The organism is Kitasatospora sp. NPDC092286, from assembly GCF_044755565.1.
Lineage (GTDB): Bacteria > Actinomycetota > Actinomycetes > Streptomycetales > Streptomycetaceae > Kitasatospora.
This window is the reverse complement of sequence record NZ_JBIVRD010000003.1, coordinates 256986-276147: the sequence shown is the minus strand read 5'-3', so window position 1 is coordinate 276147 and position 19162 is coordinate 256986. Positions and strand designations below refer to the sequence as shown.

Annotated in this window: 17 protein-coding genes and 1 riboswitch; of the genes, 7 read left to right on the top strand and 10 right to left on the bottom strand. The window is 73.1% G+C overall.

The window, feature by feature from the left end; genetic code table 11:
- Window positions 1-13: 13 nt before the first annotated feature.
- On the bottom strand, window positions 14-1249 hold the full coding sequence (locus ACIQIB_RS05760) for a PRC and DUF2382 domain-containing protein (RefSeq protein WP_400756888.1): 1236 nt from the start codon (window positions 1247-1249) through the stop codon (window positions 14-16).
- Window positions 1250-1472: 223 nt separating this feature from the next.
- A riboswitch (glycine riboswitch) is annotated at window positions 1473-1576 on the top strand.
- Between the two features lie 238 nt (window positions 1577-1814).
- Here ACIQIB_RS05760 and gcvP point away from each other — a divergent pair.
- Entirely contained in the window at window positions 1815-4715 is a 2901-nt protein-coding gene (gene gcvP, locus ACIQIB_RS05755) for an aminomethyl-transferring glycine dehydrogenase (RefSeq protein ID WP_363609149.1), read from the top strand.
- Window positions 4716-4794: 79 nt separating this feature from the next.
- Here gcvP and ACIQIB_RS05750 read toward each other — a convergent pair whose 3' ends face one another.
- Window positions 4795-4986, bottom strand: a complete 192-nt coding sequence (locus tag ACIQIB_RS05750; protein ID WP_363609147.1) for a DUF5999 family protein — start codon at window positions 4984-4986, stop codon at window positions 4795-4797.
- Window positions 4987-5335: 349 nt separating this feature from the next.
- Entirely contained in the window at window positions 5336-5908 is a 573-nt protein-coding gene (locus tag ACIQIB_RS05745; RefSeq protein ID WP_363609145.1) for a hypothetical protein, read from the bottom strand.
- A gap of 374 nt (window positions 5909-6282) precedes the next feature.
- On the opposite strand from ACIQIB_RS05745, the gene ACIQIB_RS05740 reads away from it, so the two are divergent.
- Window positions 6283-7788 carry a glutamate--cysteine ligase gene (locus ACIQIB_RS05740; RefSeq protein WP_363609143.1) on the top strand — a complete coding sequence of 502 codons (1506 nt, stop codon included), beginning with the start codon at window positions 6283-6285 and terminating at the stop codon, window positions 7786-7788.
- A 76-nt stretch (window positions 7789-7864) separates the two neighbouring features.
- The gene (locus tag ACIQIB_RS05735; RefSeq protein WP_400651191.1) at window positions 7865-8653 is read left to right on the top strand and encodes a CPBP family intramembrane glutamic endopeptidase; all 789 of its coding nucleotides are present in this window, start codon (window positions 7865-7867) and stop codon (window positions 8651-8653) included.
- On the opposite strand, the gene ACIQIB_RS05730 is transcribed toward ACIQIB_RS05735, so the two are convergent.
- The 6 genes from ACIQIB_RS05730 to ACIQIB_RS05705 form a co-directional block, all read right to left on the bottom strand.
- Window positions 8631-9164, bottom strand: coding sequence for an HAD domain-containing protein (locus tag ACIQIB_RS05730; RefSeq protein WP_363609140.1), 534 nt, complete (start codon window positions 9162-9164; stop codon window positions 8631-8633). The two genes, ACIQIB_RS05735 and ACIQIB_RS05730, sit on opposite strands and share 23 nt — an antisense overlap.
- Window positions 9165-9260: 96 nt before the next feature.
- Window positions 9261-10541, bottom strand: coding sequence for an MFS transporter (locus ACIQIB_RS05725; protein WP_363609138.1), 1281 nt, complete (start codon window positions 10539-10541; stop codon window positions 9261-9263).
- A 97-nt stretch (window positions 10542-10638) separates the two neighbouring features.
- Window positions 10639-11340, bottom strand: coding sequence for an alpha/beta fold hydrolase (locus tag ACIQIB_RS05720; protein ID WP_363609136.1), 702 nt, complete (start codon window positions 11338-11340; stop codon window positions 10639-10641).
- A gap of 58 nt (window positions 11341-11398) precedes the next feature.
- Window positions 11399-12811: a sugar porter family MFS transporter gene (locus ACIQIB_RS05715; protein ID WP_363609134.1), complete on the bottom strand. Its 1413-nt coding sequence runs from the start codon at window positions 12809-12811 to the stop codon at window positions 11399-11401.
- A gap of 123 nt (window positions 12812-12934) precedes the next feature.
- Window positions 12935-13558, bottom strand: a complete 624-nt coding sequence (locus ACIQIB_RS05710; RefSeq protein WP_363609132.1) for an FMN-binding negative transcriptional regulator — start codon at window positions 13556-13558, stop codon at window positions 12935-12937.
- A 13-nt stretch (window positions 13559-13571) separates the two neighbouring features.
- Window positions 13572-14234, bottom strand: coding sequence for a pyridoxamine 5'-phosphate oxidase family protein (locus ACIQIB_RS05705; RefSeq protein ID WP_363609130.1), 663 nt, complete (start codon window positions 14232-14234; stop codon window positions 13572-13574).
- 34 nt (window positions 14235-14268) lie between these two features.
- On the opposite strand from ACIQIB_RS05705, the gene ACIQIB_RS05700 reads away from it, so the two are divergent.
- Window positions 14269-15606, top strand: coding sequence for an aminotransferase class I/II-fold pyridoxal phosphate-dependent enzyme (locus tag ACIQIB_RS05700; protein ID WP_400756887.1), 1338 nt, complete (start codon window positions 14269-14271; stop codon window positions 15604-15606).
- 63 nt (window positions 15607-15669) lie between these two features.
- Here the strand turns inward: ACIQIB_RS05700 and ACIQIB_RS05695 are convergent, their stop codons facing one another.
- Window positions 15670-17028 (bottom strand): NAD(P)/FAD-dependent oxidoreductase, encoded by a 1359-nt coding sequence (locus ACIQIB_RS05695; protein WP_363609126.1) that lies wholly within the window; start codon window positions 17026-17028, stop codon window positions 15670-15672.
- 170 nt (window positions 17029-17198) lie between these two features.
- On the opposite strand from ACIQIB_RS05695, the gene ACIQIB_RS05690 reads away from it, so the two are divergent.
- The 3 genes from ACIQIB_RS05690 (at window position 17199) to ACIQIB_RS05680 (ending at window position 18961) form a co-directional block, all read left to right on the top strand.
- On the top strand, window positions 17199-17954 hold the full coding sequence (locus ACIQIB_RS05690; RefSeq protein ID WP_363609167.1) for a HipA family kinase: 756 nt from the start codon (window positions 17199-17201) through the stop codon (window positions 17952-17954).
- Entirely contained in the window at window positions 17951-18367 is a 417-nt protein-coding gene (locus ACIQIB_RS05685) for a DUF3037 domain-containing protein (RefSeq protein WP_363609125.1), read from the top strand. The genes ACIQIB_RS05690 and ACIQIB_RS05685 overlap by 4 nt, the downstream gene beginning before the upstream one ends.
- A gap of 138 nt (window positions 18368-18505) precedes the next feature.
- Window positions 18506-18961, top strand: coding sequence for a MarR family transcriptional regulator (locus ACIQIB_RS05680; protein ID WP_363609123.1), 456 nt, complete (start codon window positions 18506-18508; stop codon window positions 18959-18961).
- The last annotated feature ends 201 nt before the right edge of the window (window positions 18962-19162 follow it).

Below are 19162 nucleotides of genomic sequence, written 5' to 3'. Positions count from 1 at the left end.
GCTGATGTCCGGTTCAGATGAGCGGCCGGACCGGAGCCTCGCGGGCCGGTTCGTCCACCGCACGGGCGGCTGTGGCCGGGTGCGGAGTGTGGGCCGCCGGGGGTGCGGGCGTGTGGACGGACGCCGTCGCGGGGGGCGGGGCGGGCGCGGTGGCGTCGTGCACCTCGATGTGCTCGCGCCGCAGCTCGTCGCGGATCACCTCCTCGGTGGTGTACCGCTCGACCACCAGGCGGACCCGCTCGACGGGCGCCAGGTACTTGCGGACCACCGGGCGCTCCTCGCGCAGCGTGACCTCCTCGACGGACTCGGCGATCTCCTTGTTGGTGATGAGCGCGCGCTCGGCCTCGCTGACGGGCGTCCGCTCCACCCGGACCCGCTCGCGGACCACGGGGACGCGGTGCTCCACCGCCTCGGTGATGACGTACTTGCGCAGCTTCGCGGTGCCCACGACGTGCCACTCGGTGGTGACCTCCAGCCGTTCCTCGCGGCAGGTGAGCTCCACCGGGCTGCCGGGCGCGGGCGGGGCCGGCCGTGCGGCGTCGACCGGGGCGCCGTCGACGACTGGGGCGCCGTCGACGGCCGGGGCGCCGTTGACGGCCGGGGTGTCGGGCTCCGTGGTCTGCGGCCGGGGCGCGGCGGCGGTGCCGGCTCCCGAGGCGGTCTCCCGGGCGGGTCCGGACGGCTTGCCGAGGTCGACCGCCGGGGTGGTGGCGTGCTTGGCGGGCGCGGTGTCGGCGGAGTGGAAGACGAGCGGCCCGGCGGGGGGCGCGGCGTCTGCGGAGTGGAAGGAGAGGTGCTTGGCCGGAGCCGCGGCGGTGGACGCGACGCCTGCGGCCGCGCCCGCCCCCGCCGCGTCGGCGGGCTTCTCCGCCGGGGGGACGGCGCCGAAGTCCAGGTCGGCCGGCTGGTCGGCGTCGGGCCCGGAGCGGTCGTCCGCCGGGGTGTCGAGTCCGTAGTAGCGGTAGAGCTGGAGTTCCTGGGCCGGTGAGAGGTGCTGGCCCACGCCGAAGTCCGGCGACTCCTTCACCAGGGACTTGTCGTACGGCACCCGCAGCTCGTCGCCGGAGAACTCGCTGGTGGTCAGCGGGACGAAGGCGTCCCGGCCGAAGATGCCGGTCCGGACGGCGGCCCACTCCGGCTGGCCGGTGGCGTCGTCGAGGTACACCTCGTCGACCGTGCCGATCTTGTCTCCGTTGCGGTCCACCGCCTTGTGGCCGATGAGGTCCCGGGGATCGATATCGGTTTGCACTCTTTCCTCCCGTGCAGCTGTTCCTGCGGAACGCCGTAGGCCGGCGGTTTGAGCACCCGTTCCCTCCGCCACTTCACACCAAAAGCCATGAACCAGACATACGCGAGCCGGGTGCAGCCGTCCGGGCCGGGTGCTCCGCTGTACGGGTCACGGGTGAAGTGGCCGAGTGACCTGACGTACCCGTGATCGGAGGGCTTCCCGCTGGTACCCTGGGCGCGACCGCCGAGCCCGCTCGGGAGAGTCCCCGACCGCGAAAACCGCTGGTCGAGGCGCCGAAGGAGCAACTCCTCCCCGGAATCTCTCAGGCATCCGTACCGTGTGGGATAGGTCACTCTGGAAAGCAGGGCAGGACCGCCGGCGAGGGAGCCGGCGGCCACCACCCTCACCGACGGTGCAAGCCGACGGTGCGCCCACAGCGCGCCGTGCGGGTGAAGCTCTCAGGTCCCGATGACAGAGGGGGAGGCCTGTCGGGTTCGTCCGCCCGGGCCGAGCCGCTGTCCGCAGCGATCGGAGCCGTCCGGCGTGCGGACCCCCGCCGGTCCGTGACCAGGAGGCCTCGACCACCATGAACGCCCAGCCGAACGCCGGACGCTCCACCAGCGCCGCGACCCTCACCGAGCTTGAGCAGGCCAGCCCCTTCGAGACCCGCCACATCGGCCCCGACGCCGCCGCGCAGGAGAAGATGCTGGCCCAGGTCGGCTACGGCTCGCTGGACGAGCTCGCCGCCACCGCCGTGCCCGAGGCGATCCGCTCCATCACCGGTCTGGACCTGCCCGCGGGTCGCAGCGAGGCCCAGGTGCTCGCGGAGCTGCGCGAGCTGGCCGGCCGCAACCGGGTGCTCCAGCCGATGATCGGCCTGGGCTACTACGGGACCTTCACCCCGCCGGTGATCCTCCGCAACGTCCTGGAGAACCCGGCCTGGTACACCGCCTACACGCCGTACCAGCCGGAGATCTCGCAGGGCCGCCTGGAGGCGCTGATCAACTTCCAGACCCTGGTCTCCGACCTGACCGGCCTGCCCACCTCCGGCTCCTCGCTGCTCGACGAGGGCACCGCGGCCGCCGAGGCGATGGCGCTGGCCCGCCGCGTCACCAAGGTCAAGGGCGGTGTCTTCCTGGTCGACGCCGAGACCCTGCCGCAGACCCTCGCGGTGGTCAACACCCGCGCCGTGCCGACCGGGGTCGAGGTCGTCGTCGCCGACCTCTCCGCGGGCATCCCGGCCGAGATCGTCGAGCGCGGTGTCTTCGGCGTGTTGCTCCAGTACCCGGGTGCCACCGGTGTGGTCCGCGACCTCACCCCCGTCATCGAGCAGGCCCACGGCCTCGGCGCGATCGTCGCCGTCGCCGCCGACCTGCTGGCGCTCACCCTGCTGAAGTCCCCGGGCTCGCTCGGCGCCGACATCGCCTGCGGCACCTCGCAGCGCTTCGGGGTGCCGATGGGCTTTGGCGGCCCGCACGCCGGCTACCTCTCGGTGCGCGCCGAGTACGCCCGTTCGCTGCCCGGCCGCCTGGTCGGCGTCTCCGTCGACGCCGACGGCAACCGCGCCTACCGCCTGGCGCTGCAGACCCGTGAGCAGCACATCCGCCGCGAGAAGGCGACCAGCAACATCTGCACCGCCCAGGTGCTGCTCGCCGTGATGGCCTCGATGTACGCCGTCTACCACGGCCCGGACGGCCTGGCGGACATCGCCCGGCGCACCCACCGCTACGCCGCCGCCCTCGCCGAGGGCCTGCGGGCCGGCGGCGTGGAACTGCTGCACGGCGAGTTCTTCGACACCGTCACCGCCGTCGTCCCCGGCCGCGCCGCCGCGATCGCCGAGGCCGCCCGCGAGCACGGCATCAACGTCTACCAGGACGGCGAGGACCGGATCTCGGTCTCCACCGACGAGACCACCACCCGCGAGCACCTGGCGGGCGTCTGGGCCGCGTTCGGCGTCGAGGGCGTCGAGGTCGCGGAGGGCGCCGACGCGCTGCCCGCCGCGCTGCTGCGCGAGGACGAGTACCTGACCCACCCGGTCTTCCACAGCCACCGCTCGGAGACCGCGCTGCTGCGGTACCTGCGCCGTCTGTCGGACCGGGACTACGCGCTGGACCGCGGCATGATCCCGCTGGGCTCCTGCACCATGAAGCTCAACGCGACCACCGAGATGGAGCCGGTGACCTGGCCCGAGTTCGGCCAGCTGCACCCCTTCGCGCCGATCGACCAGGCGCAGGGCTTCCTCACCCTGATCCGTCAGCTGGAGCAGCAGCTGGTCGAGGTGACCGGCTACGACGCCGTCTCCATCCAGCCGAACGCCGGCTCCCAGGGCGAGCTGGCCGGCCTGCTGGCCGTCCGCGCCTACCACCACGCCAACGGCGACACCCAGCGTGACGTCTGCCTGATCCCGTCCTCCGCGCACGGCACCAACGCGGCCTCCGCCGTGATGGCCGGCATGCGCGTGGTCGTGGTCAAGACCCTGGTCGACGGCGACGTGGACGTCGAGGACCTCAAGGTCAAGATCGAGAAGCACCGCGACAGCCTCGCCGTGCTGATGGTCACCTACCCGTCCACCCACGGCGTGTACGAGACCCAGATCACCGACATCTGCGCGGCCGTGCACGAGGCCGGCGGCCAGGTGTACGTGGACGGTGCCAACCTGAACGCCCTGGTCGGCCTCGCCAAGCCGGGCAAGTTCGGCGCGGACGTCTCGCACCTGAACCTGCACAAGACCTTCTGCATCCCGCACGGCGGCGGCGGCCCCGGCGTCGGCCCGGTCGCGGTGCGCGGGCACCTCGCGCCGTACCTGCCCAACCACCCGCTCCAGGCGGAGGCCGGCCCGGCCACCGGCGTCGGCCCGATCTCGGCCGCGCCCTGGGGCTCGGCCGCCATCCTGCCGATCTCCTGGGCGTACGTCCGGCTGATGGGCGGCGAGGGGCTCAAGCACGCCACCCAGGTCGCGGTGCTGAACGCCAACTACATCGCCAAGCGGCTGGCCCCGCACTTCCCGGTGCTCTACACCGGCCCCGGCGGCCTGGTCGCGCACGAGTGCATCATCGACCTGCGCCCGCTCACCAAGGAGACCGGCGTCTCGGTGGACGACATCGCCAAGCGCCTGATCGACTACGGGTTCCACGCGCCGACGATGTCGTTCCCGGTGGCCGGCACCCTGATGATCGAGCCGACCGAGTCCGAGGACCTGCACGAGATCGACCGGTTCTGCGACGCGATGATCGAGATCCGGGCCGAGATCGAGAAGGTCGGCTCGGGCGCGTGGGCGGCCGAGGACAACCCGCTGCGCAACGCCCCGCACACCGCAGCCGCCCTGGCCGGCGACTGGGCGCACGGCTACTCGCGGCAGGAGGCGGTCTTCCCGGCCGGCGTCAACCCGGCGGACAAGTACTGGCCGCCGGTCAGCCGGATCGACGGCGCGTACGGCGACCGCAACCTGGTCTGCTCCTGCCCGCCGCTGGACGAGTACGGCTCCTGACGTAGCCCGGACGGCACAGGCAGGGCCCCGGCGGAACGTTCCGCCGGGGCCCTGCCCCGTCCTGTGTCGCCCCGGCCGTCTACGCGGCGTGGGCGACGGCGCGGCGCGGGGCGATCACCCGGCCGTCGGGCAGCAGTTCGCCGGTGTCCTCGAAGAGCAGGACGCCGTTGCAGAGCAGGCTCCAGCCCTGCTCCGGGTGGCAGGCCACCGGTACGGCCGCCTCGCGGTCCTCGGATTCGGCCGACGGGCACTCAGGACGGTGCTGGCACATTCGCGTACCCTCGCTTCGCTCTGCGATCCACCCCGTGGTGCGGCCGACGGATGACCATCGGGAGCCGCCGCGGTAGCCGGATCCTGTCCGGCGCCGGGCCAGGTGTGGGCCGGCGCTCAAGTGGGTAGGACAGGGGGTTCTTCCACGCTGGTTCCCAGTGTCGGCATCCGGGGACGATCGCGCAGCGATTTCGTGACACGCGCCACAACCCCCGGGCAGAGATCACCCGTTCAGGTGGCGTAGCGGGTGAATCACCCCCGGACGGGCCATCGTCCGGCTGGCCCGGGAAGGCCATGCCCGATGGCCCGCCCGGGTGGGCGGGCAGGGCGGTGGGGTGCCGTGGGGGGCCTCAGGGCGAGCCGAGCAGCAGCGACCCGGCGAGCGGTGTCCGTGCCAGGGCCGCCAGCAGGTCGCCGGCCGGATAGGCGCGGTGCGCGGTGACCCCGAGCGGGGCCGGTGCCAGCGGGATCAGCAGGTCCGAGGCCGGGCCGGCGTCCGGGCTGTGCAGCCACAGCGCCGTCGCGTACTGGCCGGGGAAGGTCAGCAGTCTGGGCTGCTGCCGGGCCCGGGAGGACTGGGCGAGCTGCCAGGCCTGGCGCAGGGCCCGGACGGTGGAGTCCAGGTACGGCCCGGCGGTGAAGTGGGAGAAGGCGTGGCCCTCCACGCCCTGTACGACCTCCGCCGCGGCGGCGACCTCGGGTCCGTCCTTGATCAGGAAGCGCCAGCCCGTTCGCCGGGCGGCGCGGAGTTCGGGGCGTGGCCCGTCCAGGACGTAGACCGCGAGCGGGTGTGCGGGGAGCAGTGGGCCGGCCGGGTGGAGCAGCGCTGCGGCGGCGGGTTGGCGCAGCGCGGTCTCCGAGTCGAGCGCGGCGAGGACCGCGCGCAGGGCACTGGGCGGGGGCTGGGGGGTCTGCAGAGTCATGGCGAGGTCGCCTCTCCGTGCGAGATCGGCGTGCGAGTGCGGCATACCGGCGTGGCGCGGTGTGTCATCGGTGACGGGACCTGGCCGTGTCCGGTTGTGCATGATCGCGGTGCCGGCGCGGCTGCTGCAGTCGACGAGGGCTTCGGAGCAGTAGCAGACCGGCCGGAGCGCAGTGCAGTGCGAATTCTACTCGAACAGGTGCGCAGGGTGACCTGTTTATCACAGGCGGTGTCGCCGGGCAAGTCGGCAGATGCGCTGAAAGTCCATCAGTTTCCTTGCATTGCAAGCCATTCGAAGCTCTCGGGTATCGATCTTCCAGGCGGGCATGATGCTTGCACGGTCGGTCGGCCGGGTGGGCTCAGGAGGAGGGGACCATGGGCGAGAAGGTCGTGGCGACGCGGGCGGACCTGTCGGACCGACAGCAGTACCGCCGCAAGCTGCAGTCCTGTCTCGACGCGCTGGGGCGGATGCTGCGCGAGGAGCGCTTCGACCGCCCGCGAGCGGTGGTGGGCCTGGAGATCGAGCTCAACCTGGCCGACGAGCAGGGTCTTCCGGTGATGCGCAACGCGCAGGTGCTGAGCTCCATCGGCTCCAGTGACTTCCAGACCGAGCTGGGCCAGTTCAACATCGAGGTCAACATCACCCCGCACCGGCTCTGCGGGCACGTCTTCGAGGAACTGCGGGAGGAGATCGACACCGGGCTGCGCTACGCCGACCGGCGGGCCGCCGAGGCCGGGGCCCGGATCGTGATGGTGGGCATCCTCCCGACCCTGGAGCACGACCACACCGGGCTGGACGCGATGTCCCACAACCAGCGCTACAGCCTGCTCAGCGACCAGATCGTGGCGGCCCGGGGCGAGGACATCACCCTGGACATCGAGGGCGTCGAGCGTCTCCAGCTGGAGTCGATCACCATGGTGGCCGAGGCCGCCGCGACCTCCCTGCAGCTGCATCTGCAGGTCACCCCCGAGCGGTTCTCCTCGGTCTGGAACGCCGCCCAGGCGTTCTGCGGCCCGCAGCTCGCGCTCGGCGCCAACTCGCCGTTCCTGTTCGGACGGGAGCTGTGGCGGGAGACCAGGCCGGTGCTCTTCCAGCAGGCCTGCGACACCCGTACGGCGGAGCTCAAGGCACAGGGCGTGCGCCCGATCACCTGGTTCGGCGAGCGCTGGGTGGACTCCGCCTACGACCTGTTCGAGGAGAACCTCCGCTACTTCCCGGCGCTGCTGCCGATCTGCGACGACGAGGACCCGGCCAAGGTGCTCTCCTCCGGCGGGATCCCGAGGCTGGCCGAGATGCGCCTGCACAACGGCACCATCTACCGCTGGAACCGCCCGGTGTACGACGTCAGCGACGGCGTGCCGCACCTGCGGGTGGAGAACCGGGCGCTGCCGGCCGGCCCGACGGTGGCCGACACCCTGGCCAACGCGGCCTTCTACTACGGGCTGGTCCGGGTGCTGGCCGAACAGCCGAAGCCGATCTGGACCAGGCTGCCGTTCGACCGGGCGGACGAGAACTTCCAGCAGGCCGCCCGGTACGGCATCGACGCCGTCTTCCAGTGGCCGCAGCGCGGCCGGGCCGGGCGGGCCGGCGGGCTGGCCACCGTCTCCGCCGTGGACCTGGTGCTCAACGAACTGCTGCCGATGGCGTACCAGGGACTGGACGAGTGGGGCGTGGAGCCCGCCGACCGGGACCGCTACCTCGGCATCATCGAGCAGCGCTGCCTGCGCCGCGTCAACGGAGCCTCCTGGCAGAGCGCGACCTTCCACCGGCTGCGCGAGCAGTTCGGGATGGACCGGTCGGCCGCGCTCGCCGCGATGACCCGGCGGTACATCGAGCACATGCGCGGCGGCGAGCCGGTGCACACCTGGCCGGTGGGCTAGGAGCAGCCCTGTGGCAGGATGACCGCTCCGGCGGTCGGCCGACGGCCGGAGCGACGCCCGCCCGCTGGAGCCCCCCGTGACCACCGTCCCGACCGCACCGGAGACCGCGACGCCCACGCGCCGGCTGCTCGGCGTGGAGCTGCTGACCGTCCTCGGGCTCTCGCTCGGGGCCAGCGGCATCGCCGCGCTGATCAGCTTCACGGGCTCGCTCACCGAGCCGCTCAAGCTCGGCCAGCAGGTCGCCACCCTGAACGGCTCGCGCGCCCCCGGCCGGCCCTGGCTGGACCTCACCTGGCAGCTGTACTACATCGGACGCGGCCTGATGCCGGTCGTACTGGTCGGCTATCTGCTGGTGCGCGAGGGCGCCGCGCTGCGGGTGCTCGGCTTCGACCTCGGGCAGAAGCTGAAGGACCTCGGCCGGGGCGCCGCCGTCGCCGCCGCGATCGGCGGCTCGGGGCTCGCGCTCTACCTGGCCTCCCAGGCGGCCGGCTACAACCTGACGGTGGCACCCTCCGGGCTGCCCGACGTCTGGTGGCGGATCCCGGTGCTGCTCGCCTCCGCCTGGCAGAACGCGATCCTGGAGGAGGTGGTCGTCCTCGGCTACCTGCTGCGCCGGCTCGGGCAGCTGGGCTGGTCCTGGCCGGCCGCGCTGGTGGCGAGTTCGGTGCTGCGGGGCTCGTACCACCTGTACCAGGGGGTCGGCGGGCTGATCGGCAACATGGTGATGGGCGCGGTGTTCTGCCTGCTGTACCGGCGGTGGGGGCGGGTGATGCCGCTGGTGGTGGCGCACGCGCTGATCGACACGGTGGCCTTCGTCGGGTACGCGCTGCTGGCCGGGCACGTCAGTTGGCTGCCGACCGGCTGACCGGGAACGGGACGGCCGGGGTGCGCGGCGGGCGGGCGAGCAGCCGGTCCACGTGCCGGCGTTCGAGGCCCTGGCCGGGGTCGATCGGCAGCAGGACGCGGTCGCGCCGCCAGAGCGCCCGGCGGACCAGGCAGCCGGGGATGACGTCGTCGACCCAGGCGAACGGACGGCCCGCGGCGTACCGCAGCAGGGGTGCCCACTTGTGGGCGGAGAACAGGTCCATCAGCGGCACCCGCGGGTCGCCGGGCTGCGGGACGTAGCCGGCGAAGCGGACCACCGGGAGGCGGGGCAGGCCGATCGCGGGGGCGATGTGGATGTTGGCTTTCTCCTCCCACGTGGTCGCCCAGACGAGTTCGTAGGTGCCGGCCAGTTCGCGCAGCCACTCGCCGTGCCGGGCCGAGAGCAGCACGCTGTAGCCGAGCAGGGTGTGCGTGTCGAAATCGTTCTCCGGGCCGGGACAGACCGGGTTGAGCACACCGTCGACGTCCAGGAAGAGCAGTGGTTTCGGCATCGGGCGCCCCAGGTTCGACTCCGTCGTTTCCTGGTCGGACGCGGGACGCCCCGCCGGTGGTTGCCACCGGCGGGGCGTACGGGTCAGGTGGGGCGCTCAGCGGACGGCGGTGGCCTCCGTACCGGTCGGCACGGCGGCTTCGGCGGGCCGGGCGGCGCGCCGGGAGAGTTGGCGGACCTGCGGCTCCAGCAGGACGACGGCGCTGAGCAGCAGACAGAGCACCGCACAGGCCCAGAGGGCGCCGGAGAGGCCGAGCGCGTCGGCGGCCGGGCCGGCCAGGGCCGTTCCGACCGGTGCCAAGGAGAGCGAGCCGAGCTGGTCGTAGGCGGAGACCCGGGAGAACATCTCGGCCGGGATCTCCTGCTGCAGGGCGATCATCCAGTTGACGCCGAACACGGTGACCCCGGCGCCGGACAGGAACATCACGGCAACCAGGACCGGCAGCGGCGCGGCCACGGCCAGGGCCAGGGCGGGCAGGCCGAAGAGGAAGACGCCGTAGTTGCCGACGAGCAGGATCCGGCGCGGTTGCCAGCGGACCATCACCAGGCCGGTCACGACCAGGCCGATCCCGTGCGCGGCCAGCGCCAGACCCCAGTCGCCGGCGCCGCCGAGCTGCTCCTTGGCGACGATCGGCCCGTAGACCGCGTCCACCGCGGTGATGCACGCCATCAGGACGGCGAACTGGAGGACGATCACCCAGAGCCAGCGCCGGGAGGCGAACTCCTGCCAGCCCTCGCGCAGATCGCGCAGCATGCCGGGCCCGGCGCCGGCGGTGGGCGCGGCCTCCGCCTCCAGGAGGAAGCGCAGGCAGGCGGCGACCAGGAAGCATCCGGCGTCCAGCGCGAGCACCCAGCCGGGGCCGACGGCGGCGGTCAGGGCGCCGCCGAGCGCCATACCGCCGATCTGGGCCGAGTTGAGGGCCATCCGGAAGACCGAGAACGCCCGCCCGGCGTGCTCCGTCGACACGCTCTGCATGATCATGCCCTCGGAGGCCGGGGCGTAGAAGGCGTGGCCCGCGCCGCCGGCGGCGGAGAGCAGCATCAACTGCCAGAGCTGGACGTGGCCGGAGAGGACGAGGGCGGCCAGAACGGCCTGGGAGAGGGCGTTGAACAGATTGGCCGCGACCATGACGTGGTGGCGCGGCAGCCGGTCGGCGAGGGCGCCGCCGACCATCAGCAGCAGGACGACCGGCACCAGACGGGCCGCGGTGACATACCCGACCTCGGCGGTGGAGCCACCGCTGTCCATGACGGCGAAGGCGGTGGCGATCGGGGCGCCGGCGTTGCCGAGGCCGCTGATCACGGTGGCGGCGGTCTGGATGCGGTAGTTGCGGCCGGCCCAGGGGAAGCGGGGGCGGCGTGCGGGTTGGCTGGGCACCTGGAGACTATGCCGGGCGAACTGTCAGCTGTCCAGCGGGTTTTCGAGCCTTACCGGCGGTGGTGGGGCGGGTACGGGGCGGGGCGCGGGGCAGGCCCTATCCGAGGTGGCCGTGGAGGAAGCTGAGGGTGCGCCGCCAGGCCGTCCGGGCCTGGAGCGGGTCGTAGCCGCCGAGCGGGTTCTCGTCGTTCATGAAGGCGTGCCCGGCCGGGTAGAAATGAATCTCGGGGCGGACGTCGGTCGCCTCGCCGATGCGGATCGCCGCCTCGTCCACGGCCGCCATCGGGATCGAGCGGTCCCGCTCGCCGAAGTGGCCGAGGACGTGCGCGGTCAGGCCCCGGTAGTCGAAGTCCTGGTCCGGCGGGAGCCCGTAGAACGGGACCACGGCGGCCACCCGGTCGCCCGCCGCGGCGCCGAGCAGCAGGGCGAAGCCGCCGCCCATGCAGAAGCCGACCACCCCGACGGCGTCCCCGACCACGCCGTCGAGCCCGAGCAGGAAGTCGACCGCGCCGCCGAGGTCCGCCACGGCCCGCTCGACCGGCAGCTCGCGCCTCAGCCGGGCGGCCTCCGCGCTGTCGTGGGTGGTGGCACCGCCGAACAGGTCGGGCGCGAGGACGGTGAAGCCCTCGGCGGCGAAGCGGTCCGCCATGGTCGCGATGTGCGAGGTGAGCCCCCACCACTCCTGCACCACCACCAGGCCGGGGCCGACGCCCTGCGGCGGACGGGCCAGATAGCCGTGGGCCCGACGCCCGTTGCTCGGGAAGGTGACGTTCTGCCGGGAGCCGCCCTGATCAGGCATGGCTTCCTCTCGGTGGGACGGGCCGCGCGGCGCGGCGACGACTGCGGGGGTCTGTACGTCAGCCCATCTCCTCCAGGGCGCGGCCCTTGGTCTCCTTGATGCAGAAGGCCACGAAGGGGATCGAGAGCAGCGCGAAGGCGGCGTAGACGACGTACGTCGCCGACAGGTTCCAGTCGGCGAGATCGGGGAAGGTGACGGTGATCGCCCAGTTGGCGATCCACTGGGCCGAGGCGGCGACCGACAGGGCGAGCGCCCGGATCCGGTTGGGGAACATCTCGCCGAGCAGGACCCAGACCACCACGCCCCAGGAGAACGCGAAGCAGAACACGAAGACGTGCGCGGCGACCAGCGCGACCGTGGCGTGGGTGTTGTCCAGCGTGGCGGTGTCGCCGGTGCCGTGCCGGTAGGAGAACGCCCAGGCGGCGGTGGACAGCGCGATCGCCATGCCCGTCGAACCGGCCAGCGCCAGCGGCTTGCGGCCGATCCGGTCCACCAGCGCCATCGCGACCACCGTTCCGATGACGTTGATGATCGAGGTGGAGAGGCTGATCAGCAGTGAGTTGGCCTCGTTGATGCCGACGGACTGCCAGAGGAAGGACGAGTAGTAGAAGATCACGTTGATGCCGACGAACTGCTGGAACACCGAGGCGCCGATGCCGACCCAGACGATCGGCAGCAGCCCGAACCGGCCGCCCAGCAGGTCCTTCGGCCGGGGCTTGTGGGTGGACTCCAGCACCGCGCGGATCTCGGCGACCCGGGCGTCCAGGTCCACCCCCGCGCCCTCCACCTCCAGCAGCACCTTGCGCGCCTGCTCCTCGCGGTGGTCGGCGATCAGATAGCGCGGAGACTCCGGGATGGCCAGCGCCATCAGGCCGTACACCAGCGCCGGGACGGTCTCCACACCGAGCATCCACTGCCAGGCCTGGATACCGCCGAGGTGGCCGGTGGACTCGCCGCCGGCGGCCTGGTTGAGCGCCCAGTTGGCGAGCTGGGAGACGGTGATGCCGAGCACGATCGCCATCTGCTGGAAGGACGCGAGCCGGCCGCGGTAGGCGGTCGGGGCGACCTCGGCGATATAGGTGGGCGCGATGACGGAGGCGATGCCGATCGCGATGCCGCCGACCACCCGCCAGGCCGCGAGCACCTGGATGCTCGGCGGGAACATCGAGCCGGCACCGCTGATCGCGAAGAGGGTCGCGGCGAGCAGCATGGTGCGGACCCGGCCGAGGTGATCGGCGAGCCGGCCCGCGATGACCGCGCCGGCCGCCGAGCCGAGCAGCGCGATGGCCACCACGAAGGCGGTCTCGCTGTTGCCCACCCCGAAGTGCCGCTGGATGCCCGTCACCGCGCCGTTGATCACCGCACTGTCGTAGCCGAACAGGAAGCCGCCCATCGCGGCGGCGGCGGAGATGAACACGACGTGCCCGAGGTGCGCCTCGCCGGACGCCTGATGACTGTCGAGTGTGGACATGCGCGCTCCCCGAGTGGACGGGCCCGCCGGCATCCGGATGGGCGGGATTCGTCTCACATCCGACCAGTAGTCGGTGGATCCCGCCCGAGATCGAGCCGATCGGGTGACGTGGTGTCAGCGCTGCTACCCGCTCCGCCGGGCGTTACGCCGGAGCAGTTGGACCCGGGCCGCGGTGTCCAGGCCGCGGCCGCGTTCGGCCAGGCGGTCGGCGATGGCGTGCTGCTCGGCCGCGGGCTTCTTGTCGTCGTACTTGAACTTGGCGCGCACCTCGCGGACCGTCAGCCGCAGCCCGCGCAGGCCCGGGAGGAGCCGGCCGAACGGGCTGTCGCCGGGGGTGACCCGGATCTGCGGGGTCTCGGGCTGGAAGTGGGCCAGCTGGCGGTTGAGGATCTCCGCCTTGCCGGCCGCGTCCTCGACCAGCTCGGCGGTGCAGGAGAACTGGACGGAGGCGTAGTAACTGGTCGGCGTGCCGGGCTCGCCGCGCCAGTGGCCCGGGGCGAAGACGTAGTCGTCGGTCACCGAGAGGGTCACCTGGGGGTCGGCCCGGACGGCGGCGAGCAGCGGGTTGGGCGCGGCGAGGTGGAGCAGGACCTCGCCGCGCTCGGCGTCCAGCAGGAAGTGGGTGGGGACCAGGACGGGGCCCTGGCCGGGCGGGCCGTTGGCGGCGAGCAGGCCGAAGTCGCGGCCCTCGGCGAGCCAGGCGCGCCACTCGGCCTCGTCGCCCCGGTCCCAGGACCTGATCAGCATCGTCGGGCCCCCGTCAGCGGGAGAGGTCGCGCAGGTGCGCGGGGAGCGGAACGGTGGTGGACGCGGCCGGTTCGGGGGTGCCGTGCACCGTGGCGACCGGCACCACGCCGGCCCAGTGCGGCAGACCGAGGTCGGCCTCGTCGTCGTCGGCGCCGTCGGCGCGGGTCTTGGCGGAGACCTCGTCCAGGTCGAGGCGGATCACCGCGGTGGCGGCGAGCTCCCTGGCGTTGGCCGGGCGGACCTCGGCGGAGCGGCCGGGGACGGCGTGGTCGACCAGCGCGTCCAGCGCGGTCGTCAGCTCCTCCGGGTCGGTGACCTGGTGGGCGGTGCCGTGGGCGACCACCGAGCGGAAGTTGACCGAGTGGTTGAACGCGGACTTGGTCAGCACCAGGCCGTCGACCAGGGTGACGGTGACGCAGACCGGCAGGCCCTGGTCGCCCGCGGCGCCGCGCAGCGGACGGCTGCCGGTGGAGCCGTGGACGTAGAGGCGGTCGCCGACGCGGGCGTAGATGGTCGGCAGGACGACCGGGGCGCCGTCGGCGATGAAACCCAGGTGGCAGATGTAAGCGCTGTCGAGGATGGCGTGGATCGCGTCCTGCTCCCAGGTGGCGCGGTCCTTGTAGCGGGTCGGGGTGGTGCGCGGGGTGCGGGAGTAAACCGGGGTGCCGCCAGACATGACAACCTCTATGTACTAGTGCATAATCTGTTTTGTGCTAGGAGACTATCCGATCAAGGGGCGGCGCGCCAGCGAAATCGCGGCCGACGTCGAGCAGGGCGTGAGCAGCGGACGGCTCGCGCCCGGAACCCCACTGCCCCCGCTGCGCGACCTGGCCGGCGAGCTCGGCGTCAACCCCAACACGGTCGCCGCCGCCTACCGGCTGCTCCGCGACCGCGGGGTGATCGAGACGGCCGGCCGCAAGGGCAGCCGCATCCTCCCCAGGCCCGCGCTCACCCCGCGCGACCAGATCCGCGTGCCCGTGCCCCCGCACGCCCGCGACCTGTCCGGCGGCAACCCCGACCCGGCACAGCTGCCCGACCTCACCCCGGCCCTCGCGGCCGCCGCCGAGGCCGCCCGCCGCGAGCCGGTGCAGTACGGACACCCGGCCGCCGACCCCGGGCTGCTCGCCCTCGCCGGCGCCGCCTTCGCGGCCGACGGCCTCCCCGACGGGCCGATCGCCGTCGCCTCCGGCTCGCTCGACACCATCGAGCGCATCCTCGCCACCCGGCTGCGCCCCGGCGACGCCGTCGCCGTCGAGGATCCGGGCTGGGGGAGCCTGCTGGACCTGCTGCCCGCGCTCGGCCTCAAGCCCGCGCCTGTCCGGCTGGACGACGACGGCCCGCTGCCCGACGCGCTCGCCGGGGCGCTGGCGGACGGCGCCCGCGCGGTGATCGTCACCAGCCGCGCGCAGAACCCGACCGGGGCCGCGCTCACCGCCACCAGGGCCGGAGAGCTGCGCGAGGTGCTGGCCGGGTACCCCGGGGTGCTGCTGATCGAGGACGACCACGGGCACGGCATCGTCGACCAGCCGTACCACCCGCTGGTCGGCTCCGGCCCGGAACGCTGGGCGGTGGTGCGCTCGGCGGCCAAGGCGTACGGGCCGGACCTGCGGCTCTCGGTCGCGGTCGGGGACGAGGACACCATCGGGCGGGTCTCGGGCCGGCAGCGGCTCGGGGCCGGCTGGGTCAGCCATCTGCTGCAGCGCACCGTCGCGGAACTGTGGCGGACCGACGCGGCGCCGGCCGGGCGGGTGGCCGCCGCCTATCGGGAGCGCCGGGACGCGCTGCTGGGGGAGTTGGCCGCGCGTGGCATCGAGGCGCACGGCGCCAGCGGGCTGAACGTCTGGGTGCCCGTGCCGGACGAGACGTCCGCGCTGGTCGCCCTGGTGCAGCGCGGCTGGGTGGCGGCGCCCGGCGCGCGCTACCGGATGCAGTCCCCGCCGGGGATGAGGCTCACCATCGCGGAGCTGGACCCGGCCGACGCGCGGCGGCTGGCCGAGGACCTGGCGGCCGTGCTGGGGACGGGCGGTGTCGGCTCGCGGCTGATCTGAGCCGGAGCCGGAGTCGGGGTCGGAGCCGGGGCGGCCGTTGTGCGGCGGCCGCCCCGGCTCCGGTCAGCCCTTGGCGAGCAGCGCCTCGGCGTGCGCTCTTACCTGATCCTTCGTCAGATAGGCGTCGGTGTACTCGAAGTCCTGCAGCCGGGCGGGCTGGCGGGCCAGGAAGCCGGTGCGGACGAAGTCGTCTCCGGCGGTGGCGTTCAGCAGCCAGTTGGCGCCGACCCGGAACTTGGCGACATTGGTGCGCATCGCCATCAGGTGGTAGCCGCGCGCCACCAGCTGGGCCGGCACCCCGTGCAGCTCCACGCCCAGCGGCTTGGAGACCGCGTCCTTGCCGCCGAGGTCCACCACCAGGCCCAAGTCCTTGTGGTAGTAGGGCTCCAGGGGTCGGTTGTGGAGCGCGGCGAGCACGTTGTCCGCGACCGCCCGGCCCTGGCGGGCGGAGTGCTGGGCGGTCGGCGGGCAGACCGCGCCGTCGCCCTTGGAGAGGTCCGGCACCGCGGCCGCGTCGCCGAGCGCGAACACGCCCTGGAACTGCGGCACCCGCATCTCCGCCGTCACCGCGATCCGGCCGCGCACCGTCTCGGCGTCCAGCGTGCCGATCAGCGGGCTGGCCGCGACGCCCGCCGTCCAGATCAGCGTGCGGCAGGGCAGCACCCGGCCGTCGGTGAACTTCACCGATTCGGCGCCGACTTCGGCCACCGAGACGCCCAGCGAGACCTCGATGCCGCGCTCGCGCAGCACCTCCAGGGCGGCGAGGCCCAGCGCGTCGCCCAGCTCCGGCATCAACTTGGGCGCGATGTCGATCAGATGCCACTTGATCTGCCGGGCGTCCAGCCGTGGGTAGCGTTTGGTGGCCGCGGTGGTCAGCCGCTGCAGGCAGGCGGCGGTCTCGGTGCCCGCGTAGCCGCCGCCGACCACCACGAACTGGAGCCGGGACTCGCGCTCCTTCTGGTCCAGGGTGGCCGAGGCGAGGTCGAGTTGGGCGATCACGTGGTCGCGGACGTAGGCCGCCTCGGCGAGCGTCTTCATCCCGCGCGCGTAGTCCGTCAGGCCCGGGATGTCGAAGGTGCGGGTCACGCTGCCGGGGGCGAGCACCAGGTAGTCGTACTTCTGCGCCACCACCTCGTCGGTGATCTTGCGGACCACACAGACCTTGGAACGCGGGTCGATCCCGATCGCGCCGCCGGGAACGATGTGGGTGCGGCGCAGTGTGCGGCGCAGCGAGACCGCGACCGACTGCGGAGTCAGCACCCCGGCGGCCACGTGCGGCAGCAGCGGGAGGTAGAGCTGATAACTGAACGGCGTGACCAGCGAGATCTCCGCCTCCGAGGGCGTGAGCTTGTGTTCGAGGCGGCGAGCGCACTCCAGTCCGGCGAAGCCGCCGCCCACGATCAGGATCCGAGGTCGTTCCATCGTTCATCCCTTACAGCGCAGGTCGTCCAGTGCAGGGTCCGGGGCCTCAGACGCGCCCTATTGCCCGCCACACTCGCACGGAGCAGCGTGGGCTGCCACCGGGGAGGCGCGGATGGCGCAGACGCGCCGGAGTTACCCGCCTCGCGCATATGCCCGATAGGCTGTCGGGCGTGCTCACCGAGGTGACGGCGATCCGTTATGTGACGCCACTGCGAGAAGGCGGCTCGATGCCGGGCCTGGTCGAGGCGGACGACCGACGGCTGTACGCCCTGAAATGGGTCGGCGCGGCGCAGGGCCGCAAGGCGCTGGTGGCGGAGGTGCTGGCGGGTGAACTCGGCCGCCGGCTGGGCCTTCCGGTGCCGGAGCTGGTCACCGTCGATCTGGATCCGGTGCTCGCCCGCAGTGAGCCGGACCCGCTGATCCAGGACCAGATGCGGGCCAGCGGCGGAGTCAACCTGGGCATGGCCTTTGTCAGCGGCGCGCTCAACTTCGATCCGCTCTGCTTCGACGTGGACGCCGGACTGGCCGGGCAGGTGCTCTGGTTCGACGCGCTGATCGGCAATGTGGACCGCTCCTGGCGCAACCCCAACCTGCTGGTCGCCACCGGCGGGCTGCGGCTGATCGACCACGGTGCGAGCCTCATCTTCCATCACCACTGGGCGGGCGCGGCCTCCTGGATCCGCCGCCCGTACGACGCCTCCGACCACGCGCTGCTGCGGGCCGAGCCCGATCTGTCGGCGGCCGACAAGGCGCTCGCCCCGATCGCCGAGGCGGCGATCGAGGATGCGGTGGCGCAGATCCCCGACGTCTGGCTGGCGGACGAACCCGGCTTCGACTCGCCCGAGGCGGTGCGCGCCGCGTACCGCGCCCAGCTCACCGAGCGACTGGCCGGTCCGCGCGACTGGCTGCCGGAGGTGTCCGCATGACCGAGCCCCTGCCGCCGGCCCTGCCGGCCGTCGCCGAGCTGCACGACTACGAGTACGCGGTGATCCGGGCGGTGCCCCGGGTCGAGCGCGGGGAGTGCGTCAACGTCGGGGTGCTGCTGTACTGCCGGCAGAGCGGGCACCTGGCCGCCCGGACCCACCTCGACCAGGGCCGGCTGCTGGCGCTCGACCCGGTGGCGGACGTCGCCGGGGTGCGCCGCGCGCTGCACGGGATCGAGGCGGTCTGCGTGGGCGGCCCGCCGGCCGGTCCGGCGGCGGCCGACAGCCCCGGGCAGCGGTTCCGCTGGCTGACGGCGCCGCGCAGCGCGATCGTCCAGCCGGGGCCGGTGCACACCGGGCTGACCGCCGATCCGGAGGCGGAACTGCGGCGGCTCTTCGACCAGTTGGTGCTCTGACCGCCGTTCCGGCCGCTGCCCCGCGGGCGGGGAGGCGGGTGCCGTGGGGCGGAGGAAGAGCGGGTGAGCGGTTGGCCGGCGGACCTTTGCTGTGGTCAAAGCTTGAGTTACTGAAGCACTCGGTCGTACGCTGACCCCATGGGTTCGACAGCGACGACGACCGTACCGACCAACCCCGAGTTGATGGAGGTGTTGGCCGCCGTGGGCGCCGCGTACTTCCAGGACTTCGCGGCGGCGGCGGCCCGGCATGGCCTCTCCTCCTCGCAGGCCAAGGCACTGGGGGCGGTGCAGGAGCCGGTGCCGATGCGGGCGCTGGCCGGGCGGCTCGGCTGCGACGCCTCGAACGTGACCGGGATCGTCGACCGGCTGGAGTCGCTGGGCCTGGCCCACCGTGAGGCCGCGGCCGGTGACCGGCGGGTCAAGATCGTCGTCATCACCGAGCAGGGCCGGGCGATCCTGGGCCTGATCCGCGGCGAGATGGCCCGTACCCACCAGGCCTTCGAGGCGATGAGCGACGAGCAGCGGGTGGCCCTGCACTCGATCTGCTCCCAGGTGCTGCCGGTGCTGAGCGGCCGGGCGGTCAGCCCGCAGTAGCCAGCAGCCGGGCGGTGGAGCACCGGGCCAGTTCCTCGGCGTGCCCGGGCAGGGCGCCGTCGGCGCGCAGGTGGCGGCGGACGGTGCTGCGGCACACCCTGGCGATGCGTACCCGCGGTCCGGCGCGGCTGAGCCGGCCGCTGGTCTACCGGCCGCTGCGCGACGCCCTGATCGAGGACAGCCTGGACCGGGCCGAGCGCG